Origin of the sequence: Amycolatopsis orientalis DSM 43388 (genome assembly GCF_000411975.1) — a bacterium.
Lineage (GTDB): Bacteria > Actinomycetota > Actinomycetes > Mycobacteriales > Pseudonocardiaceae > Amycolatopsis > Amycolatopsis orientalis_D.
The window spans coordinates 85,800-100,547 of the sequence record NZ_ASXG01000045.1; the positions used below are offsets into that span (position 1 = coordinate 85,800).

Annotated in this window: 14 protein-coding genes; 8 read left to right on the top strand and 6 right to left on the bottom strand. The window is 69.5% G+C overall.

Annotated features, from left to right (window positions below; genetic code table 11):
• Nucleotides 1-13: 13 nt before the first annotated feature.
• The 3 genes from L942_RS08135 to metG all read right to left on the bottom strand — a co-directional run bounded on the left by L942_RS08135 (nt 14) and on the right by metG (nt 4,773).
• Nucleotides 14-1,402, bottom strand: a complete 1,389-nt coding sequence (locus L942_RS08135; protein ID WP_037357197.1) for a resuscitation-promoting factor — start codon at nt 1,400-1,402, stop codon at nt 14-16.
• Nucleotides 1,403-1,828: 426 nt separating this feature from the next.
• Nucleotides 1,829-2,653, bottom strand: coding sequence for a TatD family hydrolase (locus L942_RS08140; protein WP_037357106.1), 825 nt, complete (start codon nt 2,651-2,653; stop codon nt 1,829-1,831).
• A gap of 323 nt (nt 2,654-2,976) precedes the next feature.
• Complete coding sequence (metG, locus tag L942_RS08145; protein ID WP_037357107.1) at nt 2,977-4,773, bottom strand: methionine--tRNA ligase; 1,797 nt, start codon at nt 4,771-4,773, stop codon at nt 2,977-2,979.
• A gap of 61 nt (nt 4,774-4,834) precedes the next feature.
• Between metG and L942_RS08150 the strand changes: the two genes are divergently transcribed.
• From L942_RS08150 to L942_RS08170, 5 genes are all read left to right on the top strand, one after another.
• Complete coding sequence (locus L942_RS08150) at nt 4,835-5,422, top strand: PadR family transcriptional regulator (protein ID WP_037357109.1); 588 nt, start codon at nt 4,835-4,837, stop codon at nt 5,420-5,422.
• Nucleotides 5,423-5,515: 93 nt separating this feature from the next.
• Complete coding sequence (locus L942_RS08155; RefSeq protein WP_037357110.1) at nt 5,516-6,514, top strand: ATP-binding cassette domain-containing protein; 999 nt, start codon at nt 5,516-5,518, stop codon at nt 6,512-6,514.
• Complete coding sequence (locus L942_RS08160) at nt 6,504-7,268, top strand: ABC transporter permease (RefSeq protein ID WP_037357111.1); 765 nt, start codon at nt 6,504-6,506, stop codon at nt 7,266-7,268. Before L942_RS08155 ends, L942_RS08160 begins: the two co-directional genes overlap by 11 nt.
• Nucleotides 7,269-7,365: 97 nt before the next feature.
• Complete coding sequence (locus tag L942_RS08165; RefSeq protein ID WP_037357112.1) at nt 7,366-7,980, top strand: glycoside hydrolase family 25 protein; 615 nt, start codon at nt 7,366-7,368, stop codon at nt 7,978-7,980.
• A 45-nt stretch (nt 7,981-8,025) separates the two neighbouring features.
• Nucleotides 8,026-9,276, top strand: a complete 1,251-nt coding sequence (locus tag L942_RS08170; RefSeq protein WP_037357113.1) for an aminodeoxychorismate synthase component I — start codon at nt 8,026-8,028, stop codon at nt 9,274-9,276.
• 22 nt (nt 9,277-9,298) lie between these two features.
• On the opposite strand, the gene L942_RS08175 is transcribed toward L942_RS08170, so the two are convergent.
• The gene (locus L942_RS08175; protein ID WP_037357114.1) at nt 9,299-10,258 is read right to left on the bottom strand and encodes a quinone oxidoreductase family protein; all 960 of its coding nucleotides are present in this window, start codon (nt 10,256-10,258) and stop codon (nt 9,299-9,301) included.
• 177 nt (nt 10,259-10,435) lie between these two features.
• Here L942_RS08175 and L942_RS08180 point away from each other — a divergent pair, with 177 nt between their 5' ends.
• Nucleotides 10,436-10,912 carry a QsdR family transcriptional regulator gene (locus L942_RS08180; RefSeq protein ID WP_106964831.1) on the top strand — a complete coding sequence of 159 codons (477 nt, stop codon included), beginning with the start codon at nt 10,436-10,438 and terminating at the stop codon, nt 10,910-10,912.
• Nucleotides 10,913-10,916: 4 nt separating this feature from the next.
• Here the strand turns inward: L942_RS08180 and rsmI are convergent, their stop codons facing one another.
• Complete coding sequence (gene rsmI, locus L942_RS08185; RefSeq protein WP_037357115.1) at nt 10,917-11,756, bottom strand: 16S rRNA (cytidine(1402)-2'-O)-methyltransferase; 840 nt, start codon at nt 11,754-11,756, stop codon at nt 10,917-10,919.
• A gap of 54 nt (nt 11,757-11,810) precedes the next feature.
• On the opposite strand from rsmI, the gene L942_RS08190 reads away from it, so the two are divergent.
• On the top strand, nt 11,811-13,379 hold the full coding sequence (locus L942_RS08190) for a dolichyl-phosphate-mannose--protein mannosyltransferase (protein WP_037357117.1): 1,569 nt from the start codon (nt 11,811-11,813) through the stop codon (nt 13,377-13,379).
• Here the strand turns inward: L942_RS08190 and L942_RS08195 are convergent.
• Nucleotides 13,330-14,109, bottom strand: a complete 780-nt coding sequence (locus tag L942_RS08195; protein WP_235078956.1) for an AraC family transcriptional regulator — start codon at nt 14,107-14,109, stop codon at nt 13,330-13,332. The genes L942_RS08190 and L942_RS08195 overlap by 50 nt on opposite strands.
• Before the next feature lie 55 nt (nt 14,110-14,164).
• On the opposite strand from L942_RS08195, the gene L942_RS08200 reads away from it, so the two are divergent.
• Nucleotides 14,165-14,731 (top strand): class I SAM-dependent methyltransferase, encoded by a 567-nt coding sequence (locus L942_RS08200; RefSeq protein ID WP_037357118.1) that lies wholly within the window; start codon nt 14,165-14,167, stop codon nt 14,729-14,731.
• Nucleotides 14,732-14,748 lie beyond the last annotated feature (17 nt).

Genomic DNA, 14,748 nt, shown 5'->3' on the forward strand with positions numbered 1-14,748 from the left:
TGGAAAATTCGGGTCAGGCCTTCTTGCCGCACACCGGCCAAGCGCTGTAGCTGCCGCCGCGCGCGTCGCGGACCTTCTCGGCCACCGCGATCTGCTGTTCCCGGCTCGCCTGGTTCGGCAAGGACGCGTACTGGTCGCCGCCGTAGGCGTCCCAGGTCTGCTTGTCGAACTGGAGGCCGCCGTAGTAGCCGTTGCCGGAGTTGATCGACCAATTGCCGCCCGACTCGCACTGCGCGATGCGGTCCCACGCGGAACCGTCGCCGATCGCCGGCTGCGGCGGCTGCTTGGTGCCGACCTTGATGATCTTGGCCTTCGCCTCGACGAGGACCTTCTCCGAGACCTGCTCGCGAGAGACCTCTTCGCCGTTGCGCTTCGTGACCTTGTAGGTCACCAGCTTCTTGCCCGGCGTGCCCGGGTCCTGGACGGTCTGCTGGCCCTGCAGCTGCGTCGGGTCGTCGACCTTCTGCACGTCGGGGTCGATGGTCTCCTCCTGGTTGACCATCGACACGCCCATGCGGCTGACGTGGACCTCGGCGCCGTTCTTGAGGCTGACGTCGAGCCCGCCCTCGATCGCGTCGTCCGGGCCCAGGTTCAGCTTCAGGTCCGAGACGAGCTCCTTGGTGGTCACCGCGTTGGTGCTCACCTGGCGGGGCGCGTTGGTGCCGTCGAAAAGCGTGATGTGCTTGAGGGTCTTGACCTGGACGGTCGACCCTTCCAGCGGCAGTTCGCCGGTCGAGGGCATCGACGTCCACGCGCCCTGCGAAAGCATGCTGCCCATGCCGAGCTGGTTCATCGCGTCGCCGAGCGTGGTCGCGCGGACCCAGGAGGGCCGGGACACGCCGTCCACGACGAGGTTCAGCTGGCGGCCGCGCTCGAGCTTGATGACGCCGCCGTCGCCGACCGCCGCCTGCGGCGAGGGCGACAGCGCGTCGTGCTCGCCGACCGTCAGGCCCGCGTCCTCGAGCACCTCGCCGACGGTGCCGCCGTAGCTGTGCACGGTCTGCTGGTGGCCGTCGACGTCGACGGTGATGCTCTTGTTCATCGCGAGCGCCGCCGCGCCGCCACCGCCGACGGTGACCAGCAGCGAGAGCACAGCGCCCTTGAGGAAGCGGCGCTTCCAGGTCTTGGTCGCCTCGCGCAGCCCTTCCTCGACCGCGGCCTTCTTGGCCTGCGGGGAGGCGGTGCGGTCCTGTTCGACCTCCTCCGGGAGGACGAGCGGCGGAAGCATCGTGGTTTCCGCGTTGATGAGGCGGATCAGCTCGTCCACGTCGACGTCGATTTCCGACATCAGCGTGTCGGCGTCCGGCCCGAGCGCGGCGAGCACGTCCTGCTCGGTCACGCGGAGCTCGTCGGAGAAGTCAAGCTGCCCGTAGGCGGTGTCCTCGAGCTCGCGGTCGAGCACGGCCACCGAAGATTCGGAGGAGGAGAAATACGCCGTACCCGCGTCAAGACGCGAGTCATCCTGCCGACTACCAGTCACCGGGTCGTTCCCTTTCCCAAGACACCGCGCGTCGTGCGCGTCGCCCTTCGTTCGCGACGCACCCTCGGGTGCGCCTCTCAAGTCCGACACCCCCAGCCAGCGCCATCGTCACGGTTCCGAGTCGTACCAACCTCGGTTCCGCTTCCCCGACGTGCACTGACGTGACTGGTGGGCGTATCAGCCGGTATCCGCTGCGCGGTACCGACCGGCACGATCACGGGACAGTAACGGGTGTCGGCAGGTTGCGCAAACACCCCCCGGAGTGTCGTGACTTGTGTCACTCATCAGGTGGACGAATGCGAGATCTCGAATGTCGCAATCCGTGCAACTCGTTGTGACACTACGGAATCAGGCAGGCAGCCGGTATGCGCGTTCGGCAGTGGTCCGGACCGCGTCGGCCACCTCGTGGACCGCTTCGCCGCGCAGCTGAGCGAGGAACCGGACGGTGTAGGCAGTGCAGAACGGCTCGTTCGGCCGCCCACGGTAGGGATGCGGCGTCAGAAACGGCGCGTCAGTCTCGGCGAGGAGCTGCCCACGCGGCACGATGCGCGCGGCCTCGTGCAGCCCGCGCGCGTTCTTGAAGGTGACCGTGCCGGCGAAGGACAGGATGTAACCCTTGTCGATACAGCGGCGCGCGATGTGCTCGTCGCCGGAGAAGCAGTGGAAGACGACCGTCTCGGGCGCGCCTTCCTCGTCGAGAATGCGAAGCACGTCCTCGTGCGCGTCGCGGTCGTGGATCATCAGCGCCTTGCCGAGCCGCTTCGCGAGGTCGATATGCCAGCGAAACGCCGCCTGCTGCGCATCGTGCGGCGAGTAGTCCCAGTAGTAATCGAGACCAGTCTCGCCGACCGCGACGACCCGCTCGCCCCGCGCCAGACGCTCCACTTCGGACTGTTCTTCGGCCCCGAACTCCTTGGTACGCGTGGGATGGATCGCCACCGCGGCGAAAACCCGCGAGTCCCAGGTGGACGCTTCGGCGGCCCAACGAGCAGCAGCGAGATCATCCGCGACGGTCACCACCCGAGCCACGCCAGCCCGCTCCGCCCGGTCGACCATCTCCGCGACCTCGGCCGCGGTCTTCGCACCGCAAGCATCGAGATGAGTGTGCGCGTCCACCACCGTCACCGGCAGCCGGTCGGGAATCGGGGGAAGTTCGCGCTTCTCGTCACCCATGCTCCCCAAGCTACTGCGCACCTGCCCGCGAATGCCGTGAGGGGAACCCTCACCGCCCCAGATGCCCTCAGGGTTCCCGTCACGACCCGCCAGCATCGCCCCCTACGAACCGCAGCCAGCGCACCCAACCATCGAGGCACCCAGCCCCTCCCCCCGCACCCCGATACGAAGCCTCTCTGCGGTTCGGGGGTGCTTGTCAAGGCACGCTTTCCCGCCTTGACAAGCACCCCCGAACCGTCAGCACAATCGGGCTTCGGGGTGCCCCACGCCGAACCAGGCGCAATGTCGCCCGCCAGGGCGACGAGCAGCCCCCGACACGGACCTCAGTCAGTCACGATCGGAGCCCACTCCGGCCCAGTCTCCCCCAACTTCGGATCCAGCTTCGTGAACAACGGCGAAGGCTTCTTCAGCGGCTGCCCGACCTCGATCGGCCGCGACTCCCACCGAGCCTGCTCGCTCGCGTAGTCCCCGGTGAGAATCGGATTGACCCGATCCGGCAAGTCCAGATCCTCGACTTCCCGAAGCTCAGGCTGCGCGGCCCAAACCCCGGTCCCGCCGAGCGCCTCGTGCACCTTCTGCGCCGAGTGCGGCAGGAACGGCGTCAGCAACGTATTGGCGTCACTGACCACCTGCAACGCCGTGTGCAGCACCGCGTCCCGCCGGTCCGGGTTGTCCTTGAGCTTCCACGGCTCCTGATCCGACAGGTACCGGTTGGCCGCCGTAACCACCCGCATCGCCTCGGCCGCCGCCAGCTTGAACCGCGACCGGGCCAGATGCCCGCCAGCGGTCTCGAACGCCTGCCGGGACAGCGCCTTCAGCTCCTCGTCCGCCGGCGCGGGCGCGGTCGGAGCCGGAATCGCCCCGTTGTTCTTGTGCGCCATCGAGATCGACCGGTTGACGAGGTTGCCCCATTCGTTGGCCAGCTCGAAGTTGGTCCGCCGGACGAACTCGTCCCAGGTGAAGTCGGTGTCCTGGGTCTCCGGTCCGGCCACCGAAATGAAGTACCGCAGCGCGTCCGGCCCGAACTCGCGCAGGAAGTCGTGCACGTAGATGACCGTGCCCCGGGAAGTCGAGAACTTCGACCCGCTCATGGTGAGGAACTCGCTGGACACGATCTCGTCCGGCAGGTGCAGCTTGCCGTACTTGCCCGGCTCGCCGCCGCGGTCGCCGGCGCCGTTCTGGCCGAGCAGCAGCGCGGGCCAGATCTGGGCGTGGAAGGTGATGTTGTCCTTGCCCATGAAGTAGTAGGCGCGCGCGTCGGGGTTGGTCCACCACTCCTGCCAGGCGTCCGGGGTCCCGTTGCGCCGGGCCCACTCGACGCTCGCCGAGAAGTACCCGATGACCGCGTCGAACCAGACGTAGAACCGCTTGAGCGGCTGGTCGCGCCAGCCGTCCAGCGGGATCTTGACGCCCCAGTCCAGGTCGCGGGTGATCGGCCGCGGCCGCATGTCGTCGATCAGGTTCTTGGTGAAGTTGAGGACGTTCGGGCGCCAGTCGGTCTTGGTGCCCAGCCAGTCGCCGAGGGTCCGGGTGAACGCCGGCAGGTCGAGGAAGTAGTGCTCGGTCTCGACGAACTTGGGCGTCTCGCCGTTGATCCGCGACTTCGGGTTAATCAGCTCGGCCGCGTCGAGCTGGTTGCCGCAGTTGTCGCACTGGTCGCCGCGCGCGCCGTCGTAGCCGCAGATCGGGCAGGTGCCCTCGATGTAGCGGTCGGGCAGCGTGCGGCCGGTGGACGGGCTGATCGCGCCGCGGGTGGTCTTCGGGACCACGTAGCCGTTGCGGTTGAGCGCGAGGAAGATCTCCTGCGTGACCGCGGCGTGGTTGCCGGTGGTGGTGCGGGTGAACAGGTCGTAGGAAAGGCCGAGGCCCCGCAGGTCCTCGTCGATCTGGCGGGTGTACTTGTCGGCGGTCTGCTGCGGGGTCATCCCCTCTTTGTCCGCCTGGACGGTGATCGGCGTGCCGTGTTCGTCGGTCCCGGACACCATGAGCACCCGGTTGCCGGCCATTCGCTGGTAGCGGGAGAAGACGTCGGACGGGACGCCGAATCCGGACACGTGGCCGATGTGGCGGGGGCCGTTGGCGTAGGGCCAGGCCACCGCGGTCAACACAGGGGTGCTCATACCTGTTTAGCCTACGGATGCGCTCCAGGGCGTTTCCTGGCGGTCGGGGAAGGGAGAGCCGGTGTCGGCGACGCGTCTGCTGGTGCTCGGTGTCGTGCGGATGTTCGGCCGCGCGCACGGCTACCAGGTGCGCCGCGAACTGCTGTCCTGGTCGGCGGACAAGTGGGCGAACGTCCAGCCCGGTTCGATTTACCACGCGCTCAAGAAGATGGCCGCCGAGGACCTGCTGGAGAAGATCGACGTCGAACCGGGCGACGGCGGTCCGGACCGGGTCGCCTACCGGCTCTCGCCCGCGGGCGAGCAGGAGTTCCAGGTCCTCATCGCGAAGGGCTTGTCCGATCCCAGCGCGAGCAACGCCGAGCTGTGCGCGGCGGTGAGCCTGATGCCGGCGCTCCCCCGCAAGTACACGATCAGCCTGCTCAGGCAGAACCTGATCCACTTCGAGGCGGAAGAGCGCCGGTCGCGGCTGAGCCTCGAGGACGACACGTGGGGCAAGCCGCCGCACGTGTACGAGCTGTTCCGCCTGTGGGGCGGGATCGCCAGCGCGAGCCGGGAATGGCTCGCCGGGCTGATCGAGCGGCTGGAAGCGGGCGAGTACGTCATGGCCGACGATCCCGGTTCGGCGTTCGATCCCCCCGCTCCCGAGTAATCAAATTTGACTAACTCTCCCGCTGTCGGGCACAGTGTGCGCGTCAGGTAGTCAAGCTTGACTAGCTGATCTTCTGGGAGGAGAGGGGATTTCATGATCACCGCACGCGGGCTCGAGCGGCGGTTCCGCCGCAAGGGCAGAGCCGGTGGCGAGGTGCACGCGGTCAAGGGGGTCGATCTCGACGTCGAGGCGGGCGAGCTGGTCGGGTTCCTCGGCCCGAACGGCGCGGGCAAGACCACCACGCTGCGCATGCTCACCACCTTGCTGAAACCGACCGCGGGCACCGCGACCGTCGGCGGGCGCGACCTGCTCACCGACGCGGCCGGGGTGCGCCGCAACATCGGATACGTCGCGCAAGGCGGCGGGACCGCACCCGAATCGCGCGTCGGCGAGGAGCTGGAACTGCAGGGCAGGCTGTACCGGATGAGCAAGGCCGACGCGATCGCGCGCGGGAAGGTGCTCGCCGAGCAGCTCGACCTGACCGGGCTCGAGCAACGAGCCACCAAGACGCTGTCCGGGGGGCAGCGGCGCAGGCTCGACATCGCGCTGGGGCTGATCCATTCGCCCGGCCTGGTGTTCCTGGACGAGCCGTCCACCGGGCTCGACCCGCAGAGCCGGGCGAACCTGTGGGAGCACATCCGGCGGCTGCGCGCCGACCAGGGCGTCACGATCTTCCTGACCACGCATTACCTCGACGAGGCGGACGCGCTGGCCGACCGGCTGATCGTGATCGACGACGGCCGGATCGTCGCCGAGGGGCATCCGGACGCGCTGAAGGAGCGGGTCTCCGGCGACGGCGTGGCGATCGAGGTGGCTCCGGAATCCGCCGCGGCCGCCGCGGACGTGGCCCGGCAGCTGCCCGGCGCGCACGACTTCTCGGTGCGCGAGGGGTCGATCCGGTTCCGGGTGCCGCGCGGCGACACCGCGATGCCGGAACTGCTGCGCGCGCTCGACGCCAAGGACATCGCGACGGCCGCCATGCAGGTCACGCGGCCGACCTTGGACGACGTATTCCTTGCTCTCACCGGCCGGTCGCTCCGCGATGCCGAGCAGCCCGCGCCGGCCGAACCGGAGGTGTCCGGTGTTGCATGACACCTGGCTGATCTTCCGCCGCGACATGGCGGGAGCACTGCGAAACCCGGCGTGGCTGCTGATCGGCCTCGCCCAGCCCTTGCTGTACCTGTTCTTCTTCGGCCCGCTGCTGGTGAAGTCGCTGGGTGCGCAGGGGATGTCCGAAGTCGACGGCTGGATGGTGCTCACGCCCGCGCTGATCGCGCAGCTGGCGCTGTTCGGCAGTTCGTTCGTGGGCTTCGGACTGCTGGCCGAATTCCGGTCCGGCGTGGTCGAACGGCTGCGGGTCACGCCGGTGCACCGGGCCGCGCTGCTGCTCGGGAAGGTGCTGGCGAACGCGTTGCAGGCGGTCGTGCAGGCGATGCTGATCATCCTGCTCGCCTACGTGGTGTTCGACCTGAACGCGCCGTTCGCCGGTGTGCTGCTGAGCCTGGCGATCGTCTTCCTGCTCGCGCTCACGCTGGCGTCGTGCTCCTATGCGCTGGCGCTCACGCTCAAGAGCGAGGAGGCGTTCCCGGCGCTGCTCAACGCGGTGCTCATGCCGTTGCTGCTGCTGTCCGGGAACCTCATCCCGATCACGTCCGGGCTCGCCCCGAAGTGGCTGTACGCGATCTCGCAGATCAACCCGTTCCGGCACGTGGTCGACGTGGAGCGCAACAGCTTCCGCGGCGACTTCTCGATGGACGCGCTGTTCACCGGCGGCGTGGTCGTGCTGGTCATGGCCGTTTTGGCGGTCTGGTGGGGAACACGCACCTTCCAGCGGGAAAACGCCTGATCAAAGCCTATCGACACGCCGGGAAGCCTCACCCGGCTGAGGGGCTCCGGACGTAGGGTGGCCTTTCACCCGTCGTGGGGCTGATCAGGGGTGCGAGGTGGCGGAACCGGAGAGCGGGCGCGGGCTCACGCTCACTCATCGCGAGCAAGTGCTCGATTGGGCGGCGGTGCGCGCCGCCGAGGTGCGGTTCGCCTCGGTCACGATCAGCGAGAACGTCAACTGGAGCGATCCGGGCGCGGAGCGGATGCTGGCCGCCGCCCAGCACGCGGGCATCCACACCGGGGCGCGGCACTACGCCCGCCCCGGCGCGGTGCACGACCAGGCCGACCATTTCGTCCGGACGGCGAGCAGGCTCGGCGCGTTCGCACCGGGATCGCTCGCCCCGGCGCTGGAGGTGGACGCGCAGAGCGTCGACGACCGGTTCGTGAAGGCGTGGATCAAGCACGTGCGGCACGCCGCGAAGATCCGCCGGGTGCTCGTGTACGCCGGATACGACTGCTGGGCACACCGGCTGCACCCGGACCGCTGGGCCGATTCCGACGTGGTGCTGTGGCTCGTGCGGCACAACGGCATTCCCGGGCGGCCCGGCTGGTTCCACTCGCGGCTGGGACTGCACCAGCACGCCTTCGCGCCGGACGTGCCCGGGGTGGACGGGCCGGTGGCACAGGACGCGGTGGTGTATCCGTTCGCGTTGTCCGATGTGCTGCTCTGATCACCTTTTCCGCTGGTCACCGCAGCTTTCCGGCACAATGGCGCGATGCGTTTCCAGCGGCTGCGGACCGGCCTGACCCCTTCCCGGGTGCTCGTTGCGCTGTCCGCGTACGCCCGGGCGCACGGCCTGCCCGAGCCGGCCGCGGTGTGCGGGAACTGGTTCGGGTCTCCGGCGGTGGTGGCGCCGTTCGTGACGGTGGCTCCGCGGCCGTTCCCGTCGGCCGTTCCGGTCTCGGGTCCTTCCGGGCGGATCGGCGGCGGATGGTTCGGGTTCCTGGCTTACGACCAGGCGGATCCGTCCGGCCGTTCGACCGGGGTTCCGGCGTCGGCGTGGGGCTGGGCGGATCACGTGCTGCGCTGGGACGAGGCCGGGGTGTGCTGGTTCGAGTCGATCGAGGGGGACGCCGACGCGCAGCTCGCCGTGGTTGAGCGGGCGTTGACTGGGTCAGCGGAGTTGTCGTGGTCCGCCGGCGCGCTGGACCGGCCGTCCGGCCACGAGCAGGCGGTGAAGGCGTGCGTGCACGAGATCGAGGCGGGCGAGTTGTTCCAGGCGAACATCTGCTCGCGGTTCACCGGGACTTTCGAGGGCTCGCCCGCCGCGCTCTTCGCCGAAGGGGTGCGACGGCTGGCTCCGCGGCGGGCGGCTTACGTCACCGGTGAATGGGGTTCGGTGGTTTCGCTGTCGCCGGAGCTGTTCTTGGCCCGCCACGGCCGGCGCGTGCGGTCTTCGCCGATCAAGGGCACGCTGCCGCGCCGCGGTCCGGCGGACGACGGCAACGCGCTCCGGCTGCGACAGTCGGCGAAGGACGTCGCGGAGAACGTGATGATCACCGACCTGGTGCGCAACGATCTCGGCCGGGTGTGCGAGGTCGGCAGCGTCGTGGTGCCGGAACTGCTCGCGGTGCACCCGGCGCCGGGGGTGTGGCATCTGGCGTCCACTGTGGAGGGTGTGCTGGCGGACGGGCTGACCGACGCCGAGCTGCTGGCGGCGACGTTCCCGCCGGGATCGGTGACCGGCGCGCCGAAGATCCGGGCGCTGGACCTCATCGCCGAACTGGAACCGGCCGCGCGCGGGGTGTACACCGGCGCGGTCGGCCTCCTGTCGCCGCTGGCCGGGCTGGAGCTGAACGTGGCGATCCGGACGTTCGAAATCGCCGGGAACCGGATCGCGCTCGGAGTCGGCGGCGGGATCACGGCGGACTCGGACAGTGCGGCGGAATGGCAGGAATGCCTGCACAAGGCGGCCCCGCTGGAGGAACTGCTGGCCAGCCCTCGTGAGTGCGGAAGCCGGTTCTAACCGGCTTCCGCACTCACGCGACCTATCGGCGCGGGTCGAGCAGCAGCTTGCCCGTCGTGCCGCGGGACCGCAGCGCCTCGTGGGCCTTCCGCGCGTCTGCCAGCGCGTACTCGCCGCCCGCGATCGCACGGAGCTTCCCGTCCTGCACCATGCCGAACAACTCGCTGAGCGCGGTGCCGAAAACGTTGCCCGGCAAGCGAAACACGTGCGGCAGCCACATTCCGGCCACGGTCGTGCTGTGGCCGAGCAGGTTGCGCAACTCGATCGGCTTCGGCGACCGGCGGCCCGCCATCCCGTAAAACACCAGCCGGCCGAACGGGGCTAGCGCGGCGATGCTCTGGTCGGTCGTCGTGCCGCCGACCATGTCGAGGACGACGTCGACGCGCTTGCCGCCGTTGGCTTCCCGCAGGACCTCGGTCATGTTCTCCGCCCGGGAATCGACCGCGACGTCCGCGCCGAGTTCGAGCGCCAGCGCGCGCTTTTCCTCGCTGCTCGCGGTCGCGATCACGCGGCCCGCGCCCCAGGCGTTCGCCAGCTGCACCGCGATCGACCCGACCCCGCCGGCCGCGGCGTGCACGACCACGGACTCGCCCGGCTCGAGGTGCGCGTTCTTGCGCAGCATGATCCACGCGGTCGCACCCTGGACCAGCATCGACAGCGCGTTCAGGTCGTCGACGCCGTCCGGCACCGGGAATGTCATGGCCTCGTCGGCTGCGACGCGCTCGGCGTAACCGCCGCCGTCGTTGAGCAGCGCGACCACGCGCTTGCCGTCCGCCGTCCGGCCGACGACCTCGCCGCCCGGCACGAGCGGCAGTTTGCTCGGGGCGAGATACGAATTTTCCGCCTGATGCGTGTCCGCGTAATTCAGCCCGATGCGGTCGACCTCGATCAGCACCTGTCCCGGCCCGGCCACCGGATCGGGCAGCTCGACCGGCTTCAGCACCTCGGGACCGCCGAACTCGGTCACCTGCACAGCACGCATCTCCGCGGCTCCTCTCGCTCTTCGATGAGACATCCTGCCATATGTCTCATCCATGGGACACTCTCTGCTAACGTCTCACGCATCGACACGCCACTCTCCGCCCGCGCCTCGCGACCCGACGCCGTCGCGGCGTTCCGCCTCGCCCGCGCCCGGTTCCTCGCCGGAGACCGCGTCGACATGCGGGAACTGGCCAGCGACCTCGGCGTCAGCCGCGCGACCCTGCACCGCTGGGTCGGCAGCCGGGACCACCTGCTGAGCGAAATCCTGTGGGCGGAAACCTCGGCGGTGCTGGATAACGTCAGTTATGCGGGCCGCGGCGGCGACGGCATCGCGGAGGCGATCGGGGCGTTCGTGCGGACAGTCAACGCTTCCCCGCCGTTCCGCGCGTTCTTGCGCCGGGAGCCGGAACGCGCGCTGCGGTTGCTGACGACCAAGGCGAGCTTGGTGCAGTCGCGGACTATCGAGAAGGTGCAGACGCTGCTGGCCGACGAGGTCGCCGCCGGGCGGCTGGAGTCGCCGCTGCCGGTCGCGGATCTGGCGTATCTGCTGGTGCGGGTCGGCGAGTCGTTCATTTACACCGACGCGATCACCGGGGAGGAACCGGACGCGGAAAAGGCTTTGGTGGCAGCGAGAATGCTGTTGCGCGGTCGCTGACGCGTCACTTCCGAGCCGAGAGCACCGCCGCGTAAAGCTCCTTAGTAGACACCCCCGCCGCCCCGGCTACCTCGGCCGCGACGGTCTTCAGGCGTTCTCCCGAAGCGACTCGTTCCGCCACCTCCGGCACCAAGTCCGACACCGATACCTGTCGAGGCGTCGCACCCTCCAGCACCACCGTGATCTCGCCGCGCACCCCGTCCGCCGCCCACTCTGCCAGCTCCGCGAGCGTGCCCCGTTTGACCTCTTCGTACGTCTTCGTCAACTCCCGGCACACCGCGGCTCGACGCGAACCGCCCAATGCGGCAGCGGCGTCCGACAGCAGCGAAGCCACCCGATGCGGCGATTCGAAAAACACTGCCGTCCGGCGTTCCCCAGCCAGCTCTGCCAGCCACTTCGTCCGCTCACCAGGCTTGCGCGGCGCGAAGCCCTCGAAGCAGAACCGGTCGCACGGCAAGCCGGACAACGCGAGCGCGGTCGTCACCGCCGAAGGTCCGGGAAGGCAGGTGATCGGCAGGTCCTCTTCGACGCAAGCGGCCACGAGACGGAAGCCCGGATCAGACACGCTCGGCATGCCGGCGTCGGTCACCACCAGCACTGTCTCGCCGCCGTGCAGGGCTTCCAGCAGCTTCGGCAACCGGGCGGTCTCGACGTCCTCGTAGAAGCTGACCACGCGGCCAGCCGGCGACACGCCGAGCGCGGACGCCAGGCCGCGCAGACGCCGGGTGTCCTCGGCCGCGATCACGTCCGCCGAGCCCAGCGCCTCGATCAGCCGGGCGGACGCGTCGCCGGGATCGCCCAGCGGGGTGGCGGCGAGGACGAGCCGTCCGGGCGCAGAAGTCATGGCAGTCAGCCTAACCAGACGCCGCCGGTGGATCAGGCCGTACTATCGGGCCCCGTGACCGCGCTGCTGACCCGTGCCGACGACGAGAGCGTGCGGCCGGACCCGGTCGACGCGCGCCGTCCCCCGACCGACCGCGAAGCCACCCTGCTCGGCCGGGCCATGCCCGCCGACCGGCTGCGCGGCTGGATCGTCACGATCGTGCTGACCGTGATCGGCGGCGTCGTCCGGCTGCAGAATCTGGGCTTTCCCACTGACCACGGCAGTCCCGTCTTCGACGAGAAGCACTACGTGCCGCAGGCCGCGCAGATGCTGCGCAACGGCGGGTATGAGGACAACGCCGGGTACGAGCTGATCGTGCACCCGCCGCTGGCGAAGGACTTCATCGCGGTCGGCGAGTGGCTCTTCGGCTACAACGGCTGGGGCTGGCGGTTCATGTCGGCGATCGCCGGAACGCTGATCGTGTTGCTCACCGTGCGCGTCGCGCGCCGGCTGACCCGCTCGACGCTGCTCGGCGGCATCGCGGGCGTGCTGGTGATCTGCGACGGAGTCCTGCACCTGCAGTCGCGGATGGGGATGCTGGACATCTTCATCGCGTTGTTCGTGGTCGCCGCGTTCGCCTGCGTGCTCTGCGACCGCGACCAGGTGCGGCAGCGGCTGGCCGTCGCGGTGCGCGAGGGCTGGGTCAACGAATCGCAGTGGGGGCCGAAACTCGGCTTCCGCTGGTGGCGGTTCGCGGCCGGGCTGATGATCGGCCTGACCTTCGGCGTCAAATGGTCCGCGCTGTATTACATCGCGGCGTTCGGCCTGCTCACCGTGTTCTTCGACGTGGCGGCCCGGCGCGCGGCGGGCGTGCGCCGGCCGTGGGTCGGCACGATCCGCCGCGACGTCGCGCCCGCGTTGTGGGCGATCCTCGTCGTGCCGGTGCTGATGTACCTGGCGGCGTACTGGGCGTGGTTCGCCAGCGAAACCGCGACCGACCGGCACTACACCGAGATCAAGAACCTCGACCCGGGCATGTTCGGCTGGGTCCCGCCCGCGCTGCGTTCGCTCGGCAGCTACACCGCCAACGTGCTGCACTTCCACGAAACCCTGGTGACGCCCAAGGACAATCCGCATCCGTGGGAGTCGAAGCCGTGGACGTGGCCGATGGGCCTGCGGCCGATGCTCTACTACTACGACGGCACCGTCACCGGCTGCGGCGAATCGCGCTGCCTCGGCGCGACGATGCTGATCGGCACGCCGGCGATGTGGTGGCTGGCCGCCCCGGTGCTCGGCTGGGGCCTGTGGCGCTGGTTCTTCCGCGCGGACTGGCGCTACGCCGCCGTGCTGACCGGCTACTTCGCCGGCTACCTGCCCTGGTTCACCAACATCGACCGGCAGATGTACTTCTTCTACGCCACGCCGATGGCCCCGTTCCTGGTGCTCGGCCTGGTGCTCGCGCTCGGGCAGATCCTCGGCAGCGCCAAACGCGGCTTCGAACGCCGGGGCACCGGTCTGCTCGTCGTCTCGCTTTACGTCGGGCTGGTGGTGGCGAACTTCGCCTGGCTGTGGCCGATCCTCAACGGCGTCCCGATCACGAACGACCATTGGCAGGCGGAAATGTGGCTGCCTTCGTGGCGCTGAAGTAAGCCCCCGGCGGCATCCCGACCGCCCGGCGGAAGGCGGCGACGAACGCGCTGGCCGTCGCGTACCCGACCCGGTGCGCGACGGTCGTCATCGGCATTCCTTGGGCCAGCAAGGGCAACGCCGCACGCAGTCGCGCTTGCGTGCGCCAGGTGCCGAACGTCATCCGGCAGTCGCGGACGAACGCGCGGGCCAGCGTCCGCTCGCTCGCGCCGACTTCCCGGCCCAGCTCGGCCAGGCTGCGCGAGTCGGCGGGATCGGCGAGCACCGCGTCGGCGACGTCCTTCGCTCGCGGGTCGGCGGGTGCGGGCACCACGATCGGTGCCACGTCCATCGGCTCCAGGAGATCGAACGCGACCGCTTCGGCGCGGCGTCGGGCGTCGTCGCTGATGCCGTCCTCGGACAAGTGCTCCAGCAGTTCGCGCAGCAGCGGGCGGACGACGACGATGCGCGGGGACGGCCAGTCGACCGGGCACTGCTCGGGATCGGCGTAGATGCCGCGCAGTTCGACGTTCCCGGCCGCGCCGGTGCGATGCCGGACGCCGGCCGGGATCCAAAGCGCCCGCGTGGACGGCAGCACCCATTGCGCGTCGCCGACCATCACCGCGGCGACTCCGCGCGCGGCCCAGACGAGCTGGTGCGCCGGATGTTCGTGCCAGGGAAACCAGGCACCGGCCGCGATCGGGAGGGCGCCGAGCAGCATCGCGCCGGTTTGACCGTACTGCGACATGAGGTGACAGCCTATCGTCTTCCGGCCAACGCGGCTCGTCCCTAGCGTCGGAGCCATGCCGATGAACCTGATGCACCGGAAGCTCTGCAGCTCGGAAAAGTGGGCCGCCGCGGTGGCCGAGGTGCTGCCGGACTGGCTCGCCCGCTTCGACCTGGGCGACGATGTGCTCGAAATCGGGCCGGGGTTCGGCGCGACCACGCGGGTGCTCCTCGACGCTCTCCCCCGGGTGACCGCTCTGGAAATCGACCCGGCGTCGACCCGGCTGCTGCGGGAGAAATACGGGGACCGGGCGGAGATCGTCGAAGGCAGCGGCGCGGAAATGCCGTTCGAGGACGGCCGGTTTTCCGGGGTCGTGTGCTTCACGATGCTGCACCACGTGCCGACCGACGCACTGCAGGACCGGATCTTCGCCGAGGCGTTCCGGGTGCTGCGGCCCGGCGGCACCTACTGCGGCGTGGACAGCCAGCTCAGCTTCGGCTTCCGGCTGTTGCACCTCGGGGACACGATGAACGTCCTCGACGCGAACGCCCTGCCCGGCCGGTTGGCGACGGCCGGGTTCGAGCAGGTACGGGTGGGGATCGAGCGGAAGCGGCTGGAGTTTTCCGCGGTCAAGCCGTCGTGAGTGGCGATGCCGGTTAG